Source organism: Streptomyces sp. NBC_01549 (genome assembly GCF_026339955.1).
Classification (GTDB): Bacteria; Actinomycetota; Actinomycetes; order Streptomycetales; family Streptomycetaceae; genus Streptomyces.
The window spans coordinates 1,375,237-1,392,741 of record NZ_JAPEPW010000002.1; the positions used below are offsets into that span (position 1 = coordinate 1,375,237).

Genomic DNA, 17,505 nt, shown 5'->3' on the forward strand with positions numbered 1-17,505 from the left:
ACCGGACGGCAGACGCCTCATGATCGGGGGCAAAATGGGATATGTGGGTGTCCGGCGCGTGTCAGTGGACCGCCTCGTGGAGCAGCCCTCGGGCCGCGGACTGGTGGCGATCCCCCTCGCGCTGATCGTGGTGATCACCGTGGTGGACCTCCACTCCCCGACCGATGTCCACCTGGGTCCGTTGCTCGTCATCGCACCCGCCCTCACCGCCTCCCTGGCCGGGCCGCGGCTGACCGCGCTGGTCGGTATACTGGCCGTGGCCGCCCAGGTCTTCATCGCGATGTTCCACGGCGGGCTGACCACCGCCAACCACGTCGCGCAGATCATCGCCCTGACCGTGCTCTCGGCGCTGGTGGTCTTCGTCTGCCATGTACGGGAGCGGCGCGACCGGGAGCTGAGCCGGGCGCGGTCGGTGGCCGAGACGGCGCAGCGGGTTCTGCTCAGACCGCCACCCCGCCGGATCGGGCCCTTGCGCGTGGCCTGGCTGTATCTGGCCGCCGAGGACGAGACCCAGATCGGCGGCGACCTGTTCGCGATCTCCCGCGCCGCCCAGTCCTCGACCCGGGTGATCATCGGTGACGTACGCGGCAAGGGCCTGGCCTCCATCGGCGAGGCCTCGGTGGTGCTGGGCGCGTTCCGCGAGGGCGCTCACCGGTACTCCACGCTCCCCGAGCTGGCGGCGGCGCTGGAGGTCAGCGTGTGCCGCGACCTGGAGGACGTGGCCGACACGAAGCACGACCCGGGCGAGCACTTCGTCACCGCGCTCGTGCTCGACATCCCCGACGAGGGTCCACAGGGCTGGATGATCAACCACGGTCATCCACCGCCTCTGCTTCTGCGCAACCACGAGGTCACGGTCCTGAACGCGCGCCACCCCGTCCCCCCGCTCGGCATGTGCGGGCTGCCCGGCGCGAGCCACTCTCCCGACCCGCTCACCTTCCAAACCGGCGACATCCTGCTGCTCTACACCGACGGCGTCGTCGAAGCCCGCTCACCGTCGGGCGCCTTCTACCCGCTCCTCGATCGGGTCGCCTCCTTCCCGGCCTCCAGCCCCGACTCCCTGCTGCGCCACATCCACGCCGACCTCCTCGCACACGTCGGCGGCCACCCCGGCGACGACGCCGCCCTCCTGATCATCGAACGCACCGCCTCCCCCCATCCGCATCGACCGCACGTCACCACCCGCCCCGTCGAGGGCCACCACCGGTTCCACCCCCGTGGAGCGCCCCCGTCGATGGACCGCTGACCTCACTCCCGGGCCATGGCGACCAGGTTCGGTCCGAGGCCGGAGCCGCGGCTGTCCGGTCGGCGCGCGCCCTGGTGGAACGTGGCGGTTGCGCGGGGTGCGACCCGGCGGTTGCATACGACTGTGTCGTCGATACCCGACGCCGCACACAGCGACGGCCCGCCGAACCAGGCCCCCTCCCCGGACGGTGCCGCCGTTCGCGGGCCCTCGTCACCGTGTGGCCGCGGCCACCAGGGCCGGACCTATGACGTCCGTGGAGGAGCGATGGGTGTGGACGCGAGCGGACAGGCCGGCCACGGGAAACGGTGGACGGCCAGGGCCGCGCTGCTCGCGGCGGCGCTGGCGGTGCTGCTGCCGCTCGGTTACGGAGGCGTGGACGGCGTACTGCTGCTCTTTGCCGCGCTCCTCGGCGTGGCGGTCACGGCGGCGGCGCTGTGGTGGGCGCTGACCCGGCGCGGCCCGCTCCGCTGGGTGGCGGCCGTGCTGGCGGCGGTCGCGCCCTGCGCCGTGCTCACCCTGTTCGCCGTGGCCGGGCTGCTCTGGGCCGTTCCCGTGTCCCTGGCACTGTGGGCCATGGCCGTCTGGAGCGGCCGGTACGCCCTGCGGAGCGATCGGACGCGCGCCCCGCGCCCGAAGGAACGCAGGGCCCCGCCACCGCGGCGCGCCTTCCTCCTCATGAACCCGCACTCCGGCGGCGGCAAGGTGGCGAAGTTCGGACTGCGGGAGAAGGCGGAGCGGCTCGGCGCGCGGGTCGTGCTCCTCGACCCCGAGAAGCACCAGGACGTCACCGCGCTGGCCCGGGCCGCCGTCGCGGACGGCGCGGACCTGCTGGGCGTCGCCGGGGGTGACGGGACCCAGGCGCTGGTCGCGGCCGTCGCCGCCGAGCACGGTCTGCCGTTCCTGGTGGTCTCCGCCGGCACCCGCAATCACTTCGCCATGGATCTCGGCCTCGACCGCGACGACCCGGCGACCTGCCTGGACGCTCTCACCGACGGCGTGGAACTCCGCGTGGACCTGGGTTTCGCCGGCGGGCATCCGTTCGTCAACAACGCCTCCTTCGGCGCGTACGCGGCGGTCGTCCAGAGCCCCGCGTACCGCGACGACAAGATCGGCACCGTCCTGGGCCTCCTGCCCGACCTGCTCACCCGTCAGCGCGGGCCGCGGCTGACCGTCCGCGCCGCCGACACGACACTCGACGCCCCACAGGCCGTACTGGTGAGCAACAACCCGTACCGCACCAACGATCCGGTCGGCCTCGGCCGCCGCGAACGGCTCGACTCCGGACTCCTGGGCGTCCTCGGCGTCACGGTGGACAGCGCGGCCGAGGCCGCCGCGCTCGTACTGGACCCCGCGCCGGACGGGCTCGCGGTCCTGACCACCCGTGAGGTGGTCATCGATGCCGACCGCGCGGAGATCGAGGCCGGCATCGACGGTGAGGCCCTGGTCCTGCCGGTACCGGTTCACTGCCGCGTCGAACCCGGCGCCCTGCGCGTCCGCGTCCCCAAGGAGCGGCCTGGTGTACCCGAGTCCCAACCCCCCTTGGACTGGCGCCGGTTGGGCACGCTCGCGGCGACCATGGGGCGAACGGCGGTGGTACGACATCCTGGTCGCGCCGGGGACACGTAGACGAAGGTCACAATTACATATCGGACAGTTCGAGCTGCAATCTTCACACCAGGCACACAAATTGGCTAAGTTGGCGGCAGGACGCACGACTCCCTCCGGCGAACCTCGCCGGGTCGCGCGACCTCCGCCGAATCCGGTGCCCCCGTGGCAACCGGAACCGGGGACCCAACCGACCTTGGGGTGAATCGGCCCAACCGCCCGACCGGGCAAGGGCCGTAGGGCTGGCCTTCCGGAATCTTGCGCCCGAACCCGACAGCCGACTCGGTAGGCGGAGTACGGAAGGAGTACGGCTCCCATGGCGCCGGAACGAACGCCGCGCCCTGGAGGCACCAGCCTCCCTGGCATGCCAGACTCCGCACGCGCGGCGGCCCTCAACGGCGCGGACGGTCCGAGTCGCGAAGAGGTGCAGCAGCGCATCAGCTCCCTCTACGACCAGGCCGAGAACGCCGTCGGGTTCGTCAACGGGACCCGCGCGATGACCACGGGGAGCCGAGGCCGCGGCAACCCGACGCCGGAAACCGCGCGCAGGCGCAGCGATCCCGCCCTCGACGACATCACCAAGACCTGGTTCGACGCGGCACGCTCACGGCTGGGTCCGTCCGCGCCGGCCAGGCTGCCGGCCGACCGGATGCCGGACCCCCCGGCCGCGCGGCCCGCGAGCCCGGCCAGGCGTCCGGAGGACGGGCTCACCAACGGTGGGCGGGAGTTGACCGCCCGCCCCGTCCTGGAGCTGACCGCCGGGCCTGCCGCCGAGGCGGCCGCCGGTCCCGTGGCCGAGTTGACGGCCAGAGCCGTCGCCGCGCTGCCGCCCGCGCCACAGCCTGTGCAGCAGGCCGCCGCGGCCCTGCTGCCCGCGCTGCCCGCCGGGCCCGGGCAGTCCTCGCTGAAGACGTCCAAGGAGAAGATCCAGCGGAAACTGGCGCTGGCCCGTGAGGTGGTGTCCAAGCACGCCGCACAGTGGAACCCTGGGCCCGCGACGATCGAGTCGCGTCCGGCCGAGGTGGCCTGGCCCGCCCCGCAGGACCAGGCTCGCCACCAGGCCGCCGAGGAGTGGCAGCGCCAGCAGCCGACCGCACTCGGCCCGGACATGTCCCTCGGCGCGGGGATGCCTCTCGGCCGGGACATGTCCATGGGGGCGGGGATGCTTCCCGTCCGGGAGATGTCCCCCGGCGCGAACACGCCCCTGACCGCGGATATACCCATGGCCGCAGGCATGCCCCCCGGCCCGAACATGTCCAACGGCGCCGGCATCCCCCTGACCGCGGACATGTCCCTCGGCGCGGGCATGCCTCCCGCCCGGGAGATGTCCCCCGGCGCGAACACGCCCCTGACCGCGGATATACCCATGGCCGCAGGCATGCCCCCCGGCGCGGACGTGTCCCTCGGCGCGGGCATGACCGTAGGCACCGGTGCTTCCATCGGCGCGGTCTACATGGCCGGCCCCGTCGGCATGGTCGGCGCCTCGGAGTCGGGGTACGGCGGAAAGGCCGCCAAGGCCCTCGCCTTCGCTCGCGCGCAGATCGGCAAGCCGTGTGTCTGGGGCGCGACCGGACCGGACTCGTACGACTCCTCCAGCCTCACCCAGGCCGCCTGGAGGGCCGCCGGGGTCGCGCTCCCGCGCACCGTGCACGGCCAGGCGACCGCCGGCACGGCGATTCCCCTGACCGACATCCAGTTCGGCGACCTGATCTTCTTCCACGACAACGTCAGCCACGTCGGCTTCTACACCGGCAACGGCATGATGATCCACGCCCCCAGCCCGGGTGCCTCGATACGCGAAGAGTCGATCTTCTTCGCCGGACAGAAAGCGATCCACAGCGCGCTGCGCCCGGCGTGACACCCCGGAGTAGCCTCGCCGTACGCCGGTCACGAGAAGGCGTACACGGTCGGGAGAAGGGGACAGCACGATGTCGGTCCGGATCGAACGTCAGGGTTACGTCACCACGGTCGTCCTCTCCCGTCCCGCCGCCCGCAACGCCGTGGACGGGCCGACCGCCACCGAACTCGTCGACGCCTTCCGGGAGTTCGAGGCGGACGAGACGGCCCGGGTCGCGGTGCTCTGGGGCGAGGGCGGCACGTTCTGCGCCGGCGCGGACCTCAAGGCGATCGGCACCGAACACGGCAACCGGGTCGAGCGGGACGGTGACGGGCCGATGGGTCCCACCCGGCTGCGGCTGTCCAAGCCCGTCATCGCGGCGGTCGCGGGGCACGCCGTCGCGGGCGGCCTGGAACTGGCGCTCTGGTGCGATCTGCGGGTCGCCGAGGAGGACGCCGTCTTCGGTGTCTTCTGCCGCCGCTGGGGCGTCCCGCTCATCGACGGCGGCACCGTACGGCTCCCCCGCCTCATCGGCACCAGTCGCGCGATGGACCTGATCCTCACCGGCCGCGCGGTGCCGGCGGCCGAGGCGTACGAGATGGGCCTCGCCAACCGGCTGGTCCCGACCGGCCGCGCCCGTGCCGAGGCCGAGGAACTCGCCGCGGCGATCGCCGATTTCCCCCAGTCTTGCCTGCGCAGCGACCGCGCGTCGGTCCTCGACCAGGAGGGACTGATCGAAGAGGCGGCCATGCGCGTCGAACTCCGTTACGGCTTGGACGTGTTGGCCGAGGGCATGGAGGGCGCCGCCCGCTTCGCCTCGGGAGCCGGGCGGCACGGCTCGTTCACGGCGAAGTAGGGGCGACGGCCTGTGCGGTGTCGCGGCTCCTCGGCGCGACCGGATCGGCCCCGACCGGATCGGCCTCGGCCGAGACCCTGGTGACGGGTCGACAGGTGTGCCGGAATCGTGCGGGCCCGGTAACGGACGTACCTGTGAGTACGGCAGGATGAGGCCTCACCCCGGACGACGAACACACGTCCGGGCGTGATCGTGCATTCCCGGATTCGAGCAGGTGGCAAGTGACGACACAGCACATCCGGCCCACGGGCCTTCCCCTCCGCCGCACGGGAGGCGGCCGGTGAAACACTCCCTCACACTGGACGACCTGATGATGGCCGGGATTCCCGTGGTGGCGGGTCTGCTGGCGGCGTTCCTGCTGCGCATCCTGCTGCGCTGGCTCGGCAAGCACGCCTCGCGCACCCGGTGGAGCGGTGACGACTTCATCGTCGACGCGCTGCGCACACTCGTCCCCTGGGGCGCGATCGCCGCCGGTGTCTCGGCGGCGGGCGCGGTGCTTCCGCTGACGGCTCCGGTCGGGCGCAACGTCAACAAGGTCCTGACCGTCGTCCTCATCTTCGTGGCGACGCTGACCGCGGCCCGGGTCATCACCGGCCTCGTCCGCTCGCTGGCCCAGTCCCGGTCCGGGGTGGCGGGTTCGGCCACCATCTTCGTCAACATCACCCGGGTCGTGGTGCTGGCGATGGGCTTCCTCGTCATGCTGCAGACGCTGGGCATCTCCATAGCCCCGCTGCTCACGGCCCTGGGTGTGGGCGGTCTGGCGGTGGCGCTCGCCCTGCAGGACACCCTCGCCAACCTCTTCGCGGGCGTCCACATCCTCGCCTCGAAGACGGTCCAGCCCGGCGACTACATCCGTCTCAGCAGCGGTGAGGAGGGCTACGTCGTGGACATCAACTGGCGCAACACGACGGTCCGTCAGCTCTCCAACAACCTGGTCATCATCCCCAACGCCCAGCTCGCGGGCACCAACATGACCAACTTCAACCGCCCCGAGCAGCAGATGACCCTCATCGTCCAGGTCGGAGTCGGCTACGACAGCGACCTGGACCATGTCGAGCGTGTGACCACCGAGGTCGTCACCGAGACGATGACCGGGATCACCGGCGCCGTCCCGGACCACGAGCCCGCCGTGCGCTTCCACACCTTCGGCGACTCCCGCATCAGCTTCAGCGTCATCCTCGGCGTGGGCGAGTTCAGCGACCAGTACCGGATCAAGCACGAGTTCATCAAACGCCTGCACAGGCGGTACCGGGACGAGGGCATCCGGATTCCGGCGCCCACCCGGACGGTGGCGCTGCAGCCGGGCGGGGCGGAGCTGCTGGAGGCGGGCATCCCGCACCAGCGCGAGGCCACGTCGGGGAGGTAGAACCGGGCGAAGCGAGTCCGCCCGGCTCCCCTGCCGTACCGTCAGAGGGTGGCGGTCGAGTCGGGGTAGTGGCCGGGCTCGCGGTTACGGGACGCGAGAAGGCCCGGGGGCACCGGGACGACCGTCCAGTCGGGGTGGCCCGGCAAACGGGGCGTCTTCGTGCCGTACAGCCAGTCCCGCAGGAAGCCGGACAGGTCCTGCCCCGAGACCTCGGAGGCGATGGCGATGTAGTCCTCGGTGCTCGCGGAGGAGCCCCGATGGCACCCCAGGAAGGTGCGCTCGATGCGACGGAACACGTCCTCGCCGACCAGCTCGCGCAGCGCGTACAGCACCAGGACGCCACCCAGGTAGCGCTGGTTGTCGAAGAGGTTCACGGCGTTCGGCGCCGCGACCGGCCCCGAGGTCCGCCGCCACAGGTCTCCCCTGGCGTACGTGTCCTTCATCCGGGCCTCCATGCTGGTCAGGCCGAGCGAGTCGGGCCAGCCGCGCTCGAAGCGGTACAGCAGCCCGTAGAAGTCGGCGTGCCACTCGTTCAGCCACAGGTCCGCCCAGCCGGCGGGACTGACGCTGTTGCCGAACCAGGAGTGGACCAGCTCGTGCATCAGGTGCGCGCCGATCTTCTGCTCCTCCTGGAGCAGGAAGGCCGGCTTGTAGAGCGTGAGGGTCTGGGTCTCCAGGCCCGTGAAGTCGAAGGCCTTCGGATCGTCGGAGTTGCAGGGCAGCAGACCGTACGTCTCGAAGGGGAACGCCCCGAGCCGCCGCTCCACCCACTCGACCAGGCCGGGAGTGAGGCTGAGCGCGGGTTCGAGGGCGGCGGCCCGCGCGGTCGGGACGACGTCCCGAAGGGGCAGCCCGTGCGGCCCCCGCCGGTCCTTCACCGTGTAGTCACCGACCGTGATCTGCACCAGCTCCGTGGCCATGGGGTGCCGCGAACGGTAGGTGTACGCGGTCCGGTCGCCGTCCAGGTTCTCGGCGCGGACCAGGGTGCCGTTCGCGACGCCGCGCAGACCGCGCGGGACGGTGACGCGGAAGCTGAAGGCCGCCTTGTCCGTGGGGTGGTCGTTGCAGGGGAAGACGGTGTGCGCCGAGTTCGGCTGGGCGCAGACCGCGAATCCGTCGGGGGTGACGACCCAGCCGTGTGCGCGAGCGAGCGGCTCGGGTCGGCGGAGTACTCGATGCGGACGGTCACCCGGGCGCGCTCCGGCAGGGGGCACGCCGGGGTGACCCGCAACTTTTCGTCTATTTGTTCGAATATAGCCGTGCGACCGCCGACCCGCACGGAACGGATGTCCAGACCGAGCGCGTCGAGCGAGAAGCGGGAGAGGTCCGGGGTCGCGCGCAGAGTCAGGGTCGCGATGGCGTCGACCAGGCGGTTCGTCGCGTCGTACGAGAAGTCGAGGTGGTACGCGGTGACGCGGTAGCCGTCGTTGCCGAGGGCCGGGAAGACGGGGTCGGGCTCGGGCAGGGTCTCCGCGCCGGGGGTGCCCCCACCCCGTAAGGCCGGGGTCTGGGCGGAGGCCGCCGGGGTGCCCGCAGTGAGCACCGCGGCCGTTCCGGTCAGGGCGGCCGCGGGGGCCGTCACTCTCGTGCGATATCTCATGGTTCGCTTTCGTTCGCGAGGACGAGCTGGTCCAGGTGGGCGTTCGTCCAGCAGGAGTACGAGAGCCTGGAAGGCGGTTGCCTGGGGCGCGCCACTTCTTGTTCACGGCGATGGCGGACAGACCCCTGTCGAGTCGGGGTCGCTCACGAGATATCTTGATGTCGAGCAATGTTGCAGACGTGGAGCGGAGCACCCGGTGACTGACTCGACCATCATTTACACGCACACTGACGAGGCCCCGGCCCTGGCGACGTATTCGTTCCTGCCGGTGGTCCAGGCGTACGCCTCGCAGGCGGGTGTCACTGTGGAGACCCGTGACATCTCGCTGGCCGGGCGCATCCTCGCGCTCTTCCCCGAGTTCCTCCAGGAGGGTCAGCGCATTCCCGACGCCCTCGCGGAGCTCGGTGAGCTGGCGAAGACGCCCGAGGCGAACATCATCAAGCTGCCGAACGTCTCGGCCTCGATCCCGCAGCTGAAGGCCGCGGTCGCCGAGCTGCAGGAGCAGGGCTACGCGCTGCCGGCCTACCCGGATGACCCGAAGTCGGACGAGGAGCGCGACATCCGCTCCCGTTACGACAAGGTCAAGGGCTCCGCTGTGAACCCGGTGCTGCGCGAGGGCAACTCCGACCGCCGCGCCCCCGCGTCGGTCAAGAACTACGCCAAGACCCACCCGCACCGCATGGGCGCCTGGACCCCCGAGTCCAAGACCAACGTCGCCACCATGGGCGTCGACGACTTCCGCTCCACCGAGAAGTCCGCGGTGATCTCCGAGGCGGGCTCGCTGCGCATCGAGCTGGCGGGCGACGACGGCTCCACCACCGTGCTGCGCGAGTCGGTACCCGTCCTCGCGGGCGAGGTCGTCGACGCGTCCGTCATGCACGTCGCGCCGCTGCGCGAGTTCCTCACGGCGCAGATCGCCCGTGCCAAGGCCGAGGACGTGCTGTTCTCCGTGCACCTCAAGGCCACGATGATGAAGGTCTCCGACCCGATCGTCTTCGGCCACGTCGTACGCGCCTTCTTCCCCAAGACGTTCGCGAAGTACGGCGAGACGTTCGCCGCCGCCGGTCTGACCCCGAACGACGGTCTGGGCGGCATCTTCAAGGGCCTCGAGTCGCTGCCCGAGGGCGCCGAGATCAAGGCGTCCTTCGACGCCGAGCTCGCCGAGGGCCCGGCCCTCGCGATGGTCGACTCGGACAAGGGCATCACCAACCTGCACGTCCCCTCCGACGTGATCGTCGACGCCTCCATGCCGGCGATGATCCGCACCTCCGGCCACATGTGGGGCCCGGACGGCCAGGAGGCCGACACCCTCGCCGTCCTCCCGGACAGCAGCTACTCCGGCGTCTACCAGGTCGTCATCGACGACTGCCGCGCCCACGGCGCCTTCGACCCGTCCACCATGGGCTCGGTGCCGAACGTCGGTCTGATGGCGCAGAAGGCCGAGGAGTACGGCAGCCACGACAAGACCTTCGAGATCCCCACCACCGGCACGGTCCGCCTCGTCGACCAGGCCGGCAACGTGGTCCTGGAGCAGGCCGTCGGCGCGGGCGACATCTTCCGCGCCTGCCAGACCAAGGACGACCCGATCAAGGACTGGGTGAAGCTGGCCGTCACCCGCGCCCGCGCCACCGGCGACCCGGCGGTGTTCTGGCTGGACGAGACCCGCGCCCACGACGCGCAGCTGATCGAGAAGGTCAACGCGTACCTGCCGGAGCACGACACCGAGGGCCTGGACATCAAGATCCTCTCCCCGGTCGAGGCGACGAAGTTCTCCCTGGAGCGCATCCGCAAGGGCCTGAACACGATCTCGGTCACCGGCAACGTCCTGCGTGACTACCTGACCGACCTGTTCCCGATCCTGGAGCTGGGCACCAGCGCCAAGATGCTCTCCGTCGTTCCGCTGATGGCGGGCGGCGGCCTCTTCGAGACGGGTGCCGGCGGCTCCGCCCCGAAGCACGTCCAGCAGCTGGTCAAGGAAAACTACCTGCGCTGGGACAGCCTCGGCGAGTTCTTCGCCCTCGCGGCGAGCTTCGAGCACCTCGCGCAGACCACGGGCAACGCGCGCGCCCAGGTGCTCGCCGACACCCTCGACCGCGCGACGGCGACCTTCCTCAACGAGGACAAGTCGCCGACCCGTCGTGTCGGCGGCATCGACAACCGCGGCAGCCACTTCTACCTGGGCCTGTACTGGGCGCAGGAGTTGGCCAAGCAGACCGACGACGCGGACCTCGCCAAGGCGTTCGCCCCGCTCGCCGAGACGCTGACAGCGCAGGAGCGGACGATCGTCGACGAGCTGCTCTCGGTCCAGGGCAAGCCCGCCGACATCGGCGGCTACTACCAGCCCGACCCGGCCAAGGCCGCGACCGTCATGCGCCCCTCGGCCACCTGGAACGAGACGCTCGCGACCCTCGCCTGACACACCGTCGGCGCCCACGCGTCGCCACCGCACCGCCCCGGCCGGGCTCTCCGGCCGGGGCGGTCGCATGTCCGCCGACGGCTCACCCGTACGCGCGCAGGCAGGTGACACCGGCGGTCCACCTGGGTGATCAGCGGTGGCGGGCCGGAACACCCGCTCTTAGCTTCGGCCTATGACGAAACGACAGATGGCCTACCTCGCCTGCACCGCAGCCGTCACAGCGTCGGTGCTGGGTGCCGCCCCGTCGGCCGAGCACCGGACGGTGCACTGGGTCAAACCCGGCGGGTCGATCCAGCAGGCCGTGAATTCCGCACACCCGGGGGACACCGTCCTCCTCTCCCCCGGCACGTACCACGAGAGCGTCCGCGTCACGGTGTCGAACCTGACGCTGCGCGGCTACGGTGCCCGCTCCACCGTCATCGTGCCGGGTAAGGCCTCCGGCAGCTGCGCCAAGGCCGGCAACGGGATCTGCGTCACCGGAACGGACAAAAAGCGCGTCAAGGACGTCACCGTCAGCTCACTGACCCTCAGAGGCTTCGCCAAGCACGGCCTGTGGGCGTCGGGCACCGACCGGCTGACGGTCCAGGGAGTGGTCGCCGAGAAGAACGGCCAGTGGGGCATCGCCCAGGAGCGCTCCGTACGCGGGGTGTTCCGCTACAACCTCGCCCAGAAGAACGGCGACGCCGGACTGTTCCTGTCCAACACGGTCAGCACCGAGGAGGGCGCCCGGGACTCCCTGGGGACGGTCGTCAGCCACAACGTTCTGGCCGGCAACCGGATCGGCGTCACGGTCCGACGGCTGCGGAACCTGACCGTCGATCACAACGAGGCGACCGGCAACTGCGCCGCGGTGTTCGTCGTGGGCGACGAGAACAAGCCGCACGTCGGGGCGCTGAGCGTGGTCCGCAACTACATCCACGCCAACAACAAGTTCTGTCCCAAGACCCCCCGGCTGCCCTTCCTGCAGGGCTCCGGAATCGTCCTCACCGGAGCCGAGAAGACGCTGGTGGCGGAGAACAGGGTCGAGGACAACGTGGGCACCTCCCCGCTGTCCGGCGGCATCGTTCTCTACAAGAGCTTCGTGGGCGCCGTCAACGAGCACAACGAGATCCGCAACAACGTGGCGCAGCGCAACGGCAAGGCCGACCTCGCCAACCGCGACCGCGCCAAGGGCAAGCGCAACACCTTCCACGACAACACCTGCGCGCACTCCGAGCCCGCCGGACTGTGCTGACCCCTCCTCCCCCACCAGCACGATCCCAGAAGCGAGGCACGACAATGACCACTGTTGATCCGGCCCCCCCGGCCACGGTCGATCCGGCTCCCCCACCGCCCATGCGGCTGCGGGAGCTCGTCTTCGGAGCGGCCTGCGCCGCCGCCGTACGCGCGGCCGCCCGCCTCGGCGTGGCGGACACCCTGGGTGACACGCCCATGAGCGTGGAGGACCTGGCGGCGGCGGTGAAGACCCAGCCGAAGACCCTGCGCCGGCTGCTGCGGGCGCTGTCCTGCCAGGGGGTCTTCACCGAACTCCCGGACGGTACCTTCACGCACACGGAGATGTCCCGGCTGCTGCGCGAGGACGACCCGCACAGCCTCCGCTACATCGCCCTGTGGTGCACCGAGCCGTGGACGTGGAACGTCTGGCCGAAGCTCGACGAGGCGGTGCGCTCCGGCCGGAACGTCTTCGAGGACGTGTACGAGCGGGAGTTCTTCGACTACCTCAACGAAGAGGCCCCGGAGTCGGCGTACGTGTTCAACCGGGCCATGACGACGTCCAGCGAGCAGTCGGCGCGGGACGTGGCGAACCTTCTCGATCTGCGTGGTGTGTCCTCGGTCGCGGACATCGGCGGCGGTCAGGGCCAGGTCCTGGTCAGCCTGCTGGAGAAGCACCCCGCTATGCACGGCACGCTGCTCGACCTGCCGGGAGTGGTGAGGAACGCCGATCCCCGGCTGCGCGAAGGCGGTTCACTGGCCGAACGGGTGCGCGTGGTGCCCGGGGACTGCCGTGAGGACATCCCGGTCCAGGCGGACGTGTACATCATCAAGAACATCCTGGAGTGGGACGACGACAGTACCCGCAGGGCGCTGGCGAACGTCCGCAAGGCGGCGCGGCCCGGTGCCCGCGTCGTCGTCATCGAGAACCTCGTGGACGACACCCCGTCGATGCGGTTCACCACAGCCATGGACCTGCTGCTGCTCCTCAATGTCGGCGGTGCGAAGCACACCCGGCAGAGCATGGTCGACCGGCTGACCGCCGCGGGGCTCGTCATCGACGAGTTCCGTCCGGTCAACCCGTATCTGCACGCCTTCGAGTGCACGATCCCGGGCTGATCCGGCCCCTCCCGGTCCACCGGGAAAAACCCGAGGCCGCCGGCTCCGCGTCTGTCGCGGGGTCGGCGGCCTCGGGTTGTGTCCGGGCGCTCGCCTCAGGAGCCGGCGTCCCGCTCCCAGCGGTAGAAGCACTGGGCCATGGCGTCCTTGGGGCTGCGCCACGTCTTCGGGTCGTAGGCGCTGACGTACGCCGCCAGCTGCCCGCTGACACTGCGGAACTCGGGGTGCCCGACCACCTTCGCGATGGCGGGTGACGGGTCCTGGTCGGCTTCGATGAGGTGCATGTACACATCACCGAACTGGAAGAGGCTGCGGCGCTTGACGCCGATCAGGTGCGGGAGTTCACCGCGGTCGGAGGCGGCGAACACATCGGCGATCGCCGGGGCCGAGTCGGGCGCCATGCGCGCGACGATCAGGGCGTGGTGCATCGGTTGTCCTTCCTGAGCTCCGGCGGTCAGCCGGGCATCGGCGCGTTCTGACGGTCGCGGGCGACCTTCTCGATCCGGTCCCGGATGAGCTCCATCTGGACGCGGGAGTTGCGGTTGATGTTGTCCGTCATCCAGGCGTCGTCGACCGGAGCCTCGGGCTTCATCGCGAAGTCCTGCACCCAGTGCATGTGGGTGCCCTGAGGGGTCTCCTTGTACTCCCACCGGATGTTCATGTGGTCGAAGGGGCCCGTCTCGACGCGGCGGGCGCGGACGGTCCGCTTGGCACGGTCCACGGTCCGCTCCGAGACCCAGCTCCAGATCTTGTCGTTCTCGTCCGGGTGCATGGTCAGGCGGAACTTCGTCGTGTCGCCGTCCCGGGAGAGCACCTCCAGGGACGCGTACTCGCTGAAGAGCTGCGGCCAGTTCTCGATGTCGTTGGTCATGTCCCAGACGAGGTCGAGAGGGGCGTCGATGGTGATGCTGTTCTCGGTGTGTCCTGCCACTTTCAGGCTCCAGACTTGAGGGTGTTGTTGACGAGGTCGAGGAACTCACGGGGGGTCTTGCAGCGCTCGGCGTCGGGGGGCAGCGGCTGGCTGTAACGGTTCTCCAGCTCACCGACGATGCCCAGCAGGCCGAGGGAGTCGAGGCCGAGGACGCCGAACGGGGAGTCCGACGACTTCTCGAGGTCCTCGGGTTCGACGGTGATTCCGGCCGCCTTCTTCATCAGGGAGGCCAGTTCGATGAGGGTCACTTCGGTGGTGATCATGGGTCTGTTCTCCTTCCCGCCCGGTCCTATCGGGCGGAGTCGCCGCCGCGGCGCACTACCAGCGCCGCGTTGGAGCCCATCAGTCCCCTGCTGAGGACCAGGGCCGTGTGCAGCTCGGCGGGGCGAGCGCTCGACATCACCAGGTCGAGGTCGTGGCAGATGTCGAACACGTTGGGGGTGGGGGGTACCTGGCCGTTCTCCATGGCGAGCACCGCGGCCGCGGTGTCCAGCACGGGTGCCCCGCAGTAGGCCCGCCCGATGCCCGTCTTGGGTGCCGTGACGGGGACGCGGGTGCCGTGCGCCCCCAGGGCGTCGGCGATGGCCAGGGCTTCGGCGCGGTCCGCCTCCGGAACACCCAGGGCGTCGGCGAACACGACGTCGATCTCCTCCGGAGCGCAGCCGGCCTCGTCGAGGGCGCCACGGATCGCGTGGGCGAGCCCCTCTCTGGACCGCTCCCAGCGGGAGGCGCCGGTGAACGTGGCCCCGTGACCGGCCACGGTGGCCCGGACGGCCGCCCCACGCTCGCGGGCGCGGGCCTCGTCCTCCACGACGAGCATGGCGCCCCCCTCCGCGGGAGCGAAGCCGCACGCTCCCGCGGTGAAGGGCCGATAGGCGCGACCGGGTTCCTCGGCTGTGCTGATCTCGGGGTATCCGAGCTGGCACACCATCGAGTACGGGGCGAGGGGCGCCTCCGCGGATCCGACGATCACCGCGCCGGTGCCGCGTCGTACTCCCCGGGCGGCGAGCGCGATGGCGTCCAGGCCACCCGCCTCGTCGCTCGCGACCACTCCACAGGGCCCCTTGAAGCCGCCGCGGATGGAGATCTGGCCGGTGCTGGCGGCGTAGAACCACGCGATGGACTGGTACGGGCCCACGTACCGGGATCCCTGGCCCCACAGCTTCTGGAGCTCCCGCTGCCCGAACTCGCCACCGCCGGATCCGGCGGCGGTGATCACGCCGATGTCGTACGGGTCCGCGGGGTCACCTTGGCCGAGGCCGGCGTCGTCGAGGGCGAGTACGGTCGCAGCCATCGCGAAGTGGCTGAAGCGGTCCGTCTGGACGAGGAACCGCTCCTCGATGAGGGCCGCGGCGTCGAAGGACCGGACCTCGCCCGCGATACGGAGCGGCAGGTGCTCGCATCCCTCGCGGGTGATCCGGTCCAGGACGACGAGGCCTTCCCTGACGGACTTCCAGTACGCGTCGGCGCGCAGTCCGTTGGGCGCGATCACACCGATGCCGGTGATGGCCGCACGCCGGGGACGCTGAGTGCGCTGAGTGGTCATCGGTTCCTCCCACCCGGCCCGGTCAGGAGCACCGCGGACTGGAATCCGCCGAATCCGCTGCCCACGGAGAGCACGTTGTTCAGCTTCCGCGGGCGTGCGGTGCACGGCACGTAGTCCAGGTCGCACTCGGGGTCGGGAGTTTCGTAGTTCGCCGTGGGCGGCACGACTTGGTGCTTCAGGGCGAGGACGCAGGCGACGACCTCTATCGCACCGATCGCGCCCAGGGAGTGCCCCACCATGGATTTGATGGAGCTCATGGGCGTCTTGTAGGCGTGCTCGCCCAGGGACCGCTTGACCGCGGCGGTCTCGTGCCGGTCGTTCTGCCGGGTGCCCGAGCCGTGCGCGTTGACGTAGTCGATCAGGGTGGGGTCGAGGCGGGCCTGGCCGAGCGAGGTATCGATCGCCCGGGCCATCTCCAGCCCCTCACTGGTCAGACCGGTCATGTGGTAGGCGTTGCCGTAGGTGGCGTAGCCGCTGATCTCGCAGTAGATGTGCGCGCCGCGGGCTCGGGCGTGCTCGTACTCCTCCAGGACCAGTACCGCGGCGCCCTCGCCCATGACGAATCCGTTGCGGTTGGCGTCGAAGGGCCGGGAGGCGTGCTCGGGGTCGTCGTTGTTGGGTGAGGTGGCCTTGATGGCGTCGAAGCAGGCCATGGTGATCGGGGATATCGGCGAGTCCGACGCCCCGGCTATGCAGACGTCCGCCCGGCCCTCCTCGATGGTGTGGAAGGCGTAGCCCACCGCGTCGAGTCCGGAGGTGCAGCCGGTGGAGACGGTCTGCACCGGTCCCTGGGCACCGAACTGCTCTGCGACGACCGAGGCCAGCGTGCTGGGCGCGAACGCCAGGTGCAGCTGCGGGTCGGCCGCGCGGTGGTCCACGTCCCACCGCCGGCCCCCCTCGCTGACCTGGACGTAGTCGTGTTCCAGGCGGGTGGTGCCGCCGACGGCGCTGCCCAGGGAGACCGCGACCCGCCAGGGGTCCTCCCTGCCGGTGTCGAGTCCGGAGTCGCGTACGGCTTCTCCGGCCGCGACCACGGCGAACTGGATGTACCGGTCGGCGTGTTCGCTCAGCTCCGGGTCGAGGCCGTGCGTGAGCGGGTCGAAGTCGCATTCGGCGGCTATCCGGGAGCGCAGACCCGCCGGGTCGAACAGCGAGATGCCGCGGGTCGCGGTGCGGCCATTGGACAGGAGGTCCCAGAACGCCGTCGCCCCGGTGCCGCCCGGAGCGACCACACCGATACCGGTGACGGCCACCCGCCGGGTCACTTTATGGCCCCACTTCGCTCGGACGGCCGTCCGTGGTCCGGCGCGGACAGGTCCGCTCCGGCAGTGGCGAACTCGGGGCCGGGCGCGGTGTCGTCGGTCACCTCCGTGTCGACGTGGCCGAGGCTCGGACGCGGGGCGAGCGGGCCCAGGTGGAAGACCATGCGGGCTTCCGTGTCGCCGACGTTGCGGAAGCGGTGCCGCATGTTGATCGGGATCAGCAGACCCTGATCGGGCTGCAGGGCGTGCGATTCGCCGTCCAGGTCCACCTCGAGTGCGCCGTTGACGACGAACACAAACTCCTCGGAGTACGGGTGGTAGTGCTCGCCGATGCGCTCGCCGGGCTGGATGATGGCCAGGCCCATGAAGCCGCTGGTGGATCCCGCCGTGGCGGGCGTGAGCATGGCCCGGATGTCGCCTCCGCGCCTGCGGTTGGGTTCCGTCTCGCTCAGGTCCACGATGCGTGGATGCTTCTTGAACATGCTTGATACCTCCGGGTGGGGCAGTGA

General features: G+C 70.6%; 14 protein-coding genes, 1 pseudogene and 1 riboswitch. Of the genes and pseudogenes, 8 read left to right on the plus strand and 7 right to left on the minus strand.

Features of this window, described 5'->3' with window-relative positions:
- The first annotated feature begins 58 nt into the window (after positions 1-58).
- The 5 genes from OG819_RS40965 (at position 59) to OG819_RS40985 (ending at position 6,910) form a co-directional block, all read left to right on the plus strand.
- Entirely contained in the window at positions 59-1,246 is a 1,188-nt protein-coding gene (locus OG819_RS40965; RefSeq protein WP_323139416.1) for a PP2C family protein-serine/threonine phosphatase, read from the plus strand.
- Positions 1,247-1,510: 264 nt separating this feature from the next.
- On the plus strand, positions 1,511-2,872 hold the full coding sequence (locus OG819_RS40970) for a diacylglycerol kinase family protein (RefSeq protein WP_266654251.1): 1,362 nt from the start codon (positions 1,511-1,513) through the stop codon (positions 2,870-2,872).
- A gap of 115 nt (positions 2,873-2,987) precedes the next feature.
- Positions 2,988-3,159, plus strand: a riboswitch (cyclic di-AMP (ydaO/yuaA leader).
- A gap of 56 nt (positions 3,160-3,215) precedes the next feature.
- Positions 3,216-4,709 (plus strand): C40 family peptidase, encoded by a 1,494-nt coding sequence (locus OG819_RS40975; protein WP_266654253.1) that lies wholly within the window; start codon positions 3,216-3,218, stop codon positions 4,707-4,709.
- A 70-nt stretch (positions 4,710-4,779) separates the two neighbouring features.
- Positions 4,780-5,544, plus strand: a complete 765-nt coding sequence (locus tag OG819_RS40980; RefSeq protein WP_266632322.1) for a crotonase/enoyl-CoA hydratase family protein — start codon at positions 4,780-4,782, stop codon at positions 5,542-5,544.
- 280 nt (positions 5,545-5,824) lie between these two features.
- A complete protein-coding gene (locus OG819_RS40985) occupies positions 5,825-6,910 on the plus strand; it encodes a mechanosensitive ion channel family protein (protein ID WP_266654255.1) in 1,086 nt (361 codons plus the stop codon).
- A 41-nt stretch (positions 6,911-6,951) separates the two neighbouring features.
- Here the strand turns inward: OG819_RS40985 and OG819_RS40990 are convergent.
- Positions 6,952-8,510 (minus strand): annotated as a pseudogene (locus OG819_RS40990) (M1 family metallopeptidase).
- A 196-nt stretch (positions 8,511-8,706) separates the two neighbouring features.
- Between OG819_RS40990 and OG819_RS40995 the strand changes: the two are divergent.
- The 3 genes from OG819_RS40995 to OG819_RS41005 all read left to right on the plus strand — a co-directional run bounded on the left by OG819_RS40995 (position 8,707) and on the right by OG819_RS41005 (position 13,257).
- A complete protein-coding gene (locus OG819_RS40995; RefSeq protein ID WP_266654257.1) occupies positions 8,707-10,926 on the plus strand; it encodes an NADP-dependent isocitrate dehydrogenase in 2,220 nt (739 codons plus the stop codon).
- 172 nt (positions 10,927-11,098) lie between these two features.
- The gene (locus OG819_RS41000) at positions 11,099-12,160 is read left to right on the plus strand and encodes a nitrous oxide reductase family maturation protein NosD (RefSeq protein ID WP_266632312.1); all 1,062 of its coding nucleotides are present in this window, start codon (positions 11,099-11,101) and stop codon (positions 12,158-12,160) included.
- Between the two features lie 44 nt (positions 12,161-12,204).
- Positions 12,205-13,257: a methyltransferase gene (locus OG819_RS41005; RefSeq protein ID WP_266654259.1), complete on the plus strand. Its 1,053-nt coding sequence runs from the start codon at positions 12,205-12,207 to the stop codon at positions 13,255-13,257.
- Positions 13,258-13,352: 95 nt separating this feature from the next.
- Here the strand turns inward: OG819_RS41005 and OG819_RS41010 are convergent, their stop codons facing one another.
- From OG819_RS41010 to OG819_RS41035, 6 genes are read right to left on the minus strand one after another with little or no spacing between them, the layout of a single operon-like run.
- A complete protein-coding gene (locus tag OG819_RS41010) occupies positions 13,353-13,685 on the minus strand; it encodes a TcmI family type II polyketide cyclase (RefSeq protein ID WP_266654261.1) in 333 nt (110 codons plus the stop codon).
- 26 nt (positions 13,686-13,711) lie between these two features.
- Complete coding sequence (locus OG819_RS41015; protein ID WP_266632308.1) at positions 13,712-14,188, minus strand: SRPBCC family protein; 477 nt, start codon at positions 14,186-14,188, stop codon at positions 13,712-13,714.
- Between the two features lie 2 nt (positions 14,189-14,190).
- Positions 14,191-14,451 carry a phosphopantetheine-binding protein gene (locus OG819_RS41020; protein WP_266632306.1) on the minus strand — a complete coding sequence of 87 codons (261 nt, stop codon included), beginning with the start codon at positions 14,449-14,451 and terminating at the stop codon, positions 14,191-14,193.
- Between the two features lie 26 nt (positions 14,452-14,477).
- Positions 14,478-15,734 carry a ketosynthase chain-length factor gene (locus tag OG819_RS41025; protein WP_266427160.1) on the minus strand — a complete coding sequence of 419 codons (1,257 nt, stop codon included), beginning with the start codon at positions 15,732-15,734 and terminating at the stop codon, positions 14,478-14,480.
- The gene (locus OG819_RS41030; RefSeq protein WP_266427163.1) at positions 15,731-16,999 is read right to left on the minus strand and encodes a beta-ketoacyl synthase; all 1,269 of its coding nucleotides are present in this window, start codon (positions 16,997-16,999) and stop codon (positions 15,731-15,733) included. The genes OG819_RS41025 and OG819_RS41030 overlap by 4 nt, the downstream gene beginning before the upstream one ends.
- On the minus strand, positions 16,996-17,478 hold the full coding sequence (locus OG819_RS41035; RefSeq protein ID WP_266427165.1) for a cupin domain-containing protein: 483 nt from the start codon (positions 17,476-17,478) through the stop codon (positions 16,996-16,998). Before OG819_RS41035 ends, OG819_RS41030 begins: the two co-directional genes overlap by 4 nt.
- Positions 17,479-17,505 lie beyond the last annotated feature (27 nt).

What these genes read in the sequence shown, in the direction of transcription:
- OG819_RS40970 (WP_266654251.1), top strand. Translation starts at nt 1,511, where the DNA reads ATGGGTGTGGACGCGAGCGGACAGGCCGGCCACGGGAAACGGTGGACG.
- OG819_RS40975 (WP_266654253.1), top strand. Translation starts at nt 3,216, where the DNA reads ATGCCAGACTCCGCACGCGCGGCGGCCCTCAACGGCGCGGACGGTCCG.
- OG819_RS40980 (WP_266632322.1), top strand. Translation starts at nt 4,780, where the DNA reads ATGTCGGTCCGGATCGAACGTCAGGGTTACGTCACCACGGTCGTCCTC.
- OG819_RS41000 (WP_266632312.1), top strand. Translation starts at nt 11,099, where the DNA reads ATGACGAAACGACAGATGGCCTACCTCGCCTGCACCGCAGCCGTCACA.
- OG819_RS41005 (WP_266654259.1), top strand. Translation starts at nt 12,205, where the DNA reads ATGACCACTGTTGATCCGGCCCCCCCGGCCACGGTCGATCCGGCTCCC.
- OG819_RS41010 (WP_266654261.1), bottom strand. Translation starts at nt 13,685, where the DNA reads ATGCACCACGCCCTGATCGTCGCGCGCATGGCGCCCGACTCGGCCCCG.
- OG819_RS41020 (WP_266632306.1), bottom strand. Translation starts at nt 14,451, where the DNA reads ATGATCACCACCGAAGTGACCCTCATCGAACTGGCCTCCCTGATGAAG.
- OG819_RS41025 (WP_266427160.1), bottom strand. Translation starts at nt 15,734, where the DNA reads ATGACCACTCAGCGCACTCAGCGTCCCCGGCGTGCGGCCATCACCGGC.
- OG819_RS41035 (WP_266427165.1), bottom strand. Translation starts at nt 17,478, where the DNA reads ATGTTCAAGAAGCATCCACGCATCGTGGACCTGAGCGAGACGGAACCC.